Origin of the sequence: Neisseria sicca VK64 (assembly GCF_000260655.1) — a bacterium.
GTDB lineage: Bacteria > Pseudomonadota > Gammaproteobacteria > Burkholderiales > Neisseriaceae > Neisseria > Neisseria sicca_B.
Genome location: NZ_AJMT01000081.1, coordinates 1 through 2,154, shown reverse-complemented (window position 1 = coordinate 2,154; position 2,154 = coordinate 1). Strand labels below are relative to the sequence as shown.

General features: G+C 55.7%; 2 protein-coding genes. Both read left to right on the top strand.

Going from position 1 to position 2,154, the window contains the following annotated elements; translation table 11 throughout:
* Positions 1-77 precede the first annotated feature (77 nt).
* Positions 78-992, top strand: a complete 915-nt coding sequence (gene cysD, locus HMPREF1051_RS04880) for a sulfate adenylyltransferase subunit CysD (RefSeq protein WP_003757409.1) — start codon at positions 78-80, stop codon at positions 990-992.
* Between the two features lie 353 nt (positions 993-1,345).
* Positions 1,346-1,915, top strand: a complete 570-nt coding sequence (locus HMPREF1051_RS04875) for an RBBP9/YdeN family alpha/beta hydrolase (protein WP_003765204.1) — start codon at positions 1,346-1,348, stop codon at positions 1,913-1,915.
* The last annotated feature ends 239 nt before the right edge of the window (positions 1,916-2,154 follow it).

Sequence of the window (2,154 nt, the reverse complement as noted above, 5' to 3'; positions counted from 1 at the left end):
CAAACAAACCATTCTTTCCGTTTTTCAGACGACCTCTTTAGAGTACCGCCTATCCGAGTTTTGCTAAAGAGAACAATATGTCTATTCAAAACCACCACCTAGACTGGCTCGAAGCCGAATCCATCTACATCATCCGCGAAGTCGTCGCCGAAGCGAAAAATCCCGCGCTGCTGTTTTCCGGCGGCAAAGATTCCGTCGTTTTGCTGGCGCTGGCGGTCAAAGCGTTCAAACTCGAAGGCCGCCCGCTCAAGCTGCCATTCAAGCTGCTGCACGTCGATACGGGGCACAATTACCCCGAAGTGATTCAGTTCCGCGATGAAACCGTGGCGCGCACGGGCGTGCAACTGGTGGTCGGCAGCGTCGAAGATTCCATCAAAAAAGGCACGGTCGTCCTGCGCCGCGAAACCGATTCGCGCAACGCCGCGCAGGCGGTGACGCTGGTGGAAACCATTGAAGAACAAGGCTTTGACGCACTGATGGGCGGCGCGCGGCGCGATGAGGAAAAAGCGCGGGCGAAAGAGCGGATTTTCTCGTTCCGCGACGAATTCGGACAATGGGACCCGAAAAGCCAGCGTCCCGAACTCTGGTCGCTCTATAATACGCGGCTCTTTAGCGGCGAAAACATGCGCGTGTTCCCCATTTCAAACTGGACGGAACTCGACATTTGGCAATACATCGCCCGCGAAAACCTCGCGCTGCCGCCGATTTATTACAGCCACAAACGCGAAGTCGTCGAACGCGGCGGGCTGCTCGTCCCCGTTACCCCGCTGACGCCGAAACGCGAAGGCGAAGTTAGCCAAATCCGCGACGTGCGCTTCCGCACCGTCGGCGACATTTCCTGCACCTGCCCCGTAGCCAGCACCGCCGCCACGCCCGAAGACATCATCGCAGAAACCGCGGCAGCCACCATCTCCGAGCGCAGCGCCACGCGCATGGACGACCGCGTGTCGGAAGCAGCGATGGAAGAGCGTAAAAAGGCGGGGTATTTTTGAGCGGAGCAATCCGACCAAACCCGCGGCATTCACAATATTTACATCTGAATGTTTCCCTGCCCAAGGTCGTCTGAAACCGATTTCAGACGACCTTTTATTGATACAAATCTAAAAAAACTATTTGCATCACACATGAACTTTAACCAAACAACGCCCCGCACCCAAGCCCAAAGCGAGCGCTTGATTCCGACACCAAATCCGCGCCATTGCCCTTTCCACCTTCAACTTGACCACCCATCCCGATTCCCGTTTACCCGCCGCACGCAGGATAACGATAAAACTGAAACAAACAATGAGTGTTATAATAAGTAAACCGACACACCCGACAGGTCGTCTGAAAAGGAGTAATCGATATGCCCCGACGCGTCTTTATCGTACACGGTTTTGAAGGCAATCCGCACGGCAACTGGTTTGACTGGCTCTCGGCACAAGTCCGCGCCGCAGGCTTCCAAGCCGACTCGCTGGCGATGCCCAATCCCGAACGGCCGACGGTTTCCTCGTGGCAGTTCGCCCTCGACCAAGTCATCGGCAAACCCGACGAAAACACCTTCTTAGTCGGACACAGCCTAGGCTGCATCACCCTTCTGCACTTCCTCAGCCGTCAGCAGCCCGAAAAAATCGGCGGCTTGGTCCTGGCGGCGGGATTCGCCGCCCCCCTGCCCCCGCTGCCCGCCCTTGACGCCTACATCAAAGGCGCCGCGCCCGAATTCGACATCCTGCGCAAAATCCAAATGCCCAAACACTGCATCGTCTCCGACGACGACACCCACGTCCCGCCCGAACTGACCCTGGACATGGCGGACAAACTCAAAAGCCCCGTCACCCACATCGCCCAAGGCGGACACCTGATGGCATCCGACGGCTTCACAGAACTGCCGCAGGCTTGGGAAGCCTTAAAACCGATGCTGGAAGCCAAAATCTGACCCGAACGCATCAAACACCCGTCCGTACAAACCCGCATACCCGTTCCCAAACACAATCCGGTCCGAAACATCCATACGGATACCCGATACAGCCGACAAACCTATTCAAACGAAGTCTTTGAGTTTCAATATAATGGATTAAAATTGCAATGATACGGCGTTGCCAACGCCCTTATGTACTACCCGTACACGACGGGCGTTGCCGCCTTGTCTCATTTTTATTTTAATCCACTATAAAA

Bases quoted from the DNA above. Each gene is read 5' to 3' on its own strand.
- cysD (WP_003757409.1), top strand. From the start codon at position 78: ATGTCTATTCAAAACCACCACCTAGACTGGCTCGAAGCCGAATCCATC.
- HMPREF1051_RS04875 (WP_003765204.1), top strand. From the start codon at position 1,346: ATGCCCCGACGCGTCTTTATCGTACACGGTTTTGAAGGCAATCCGCAC.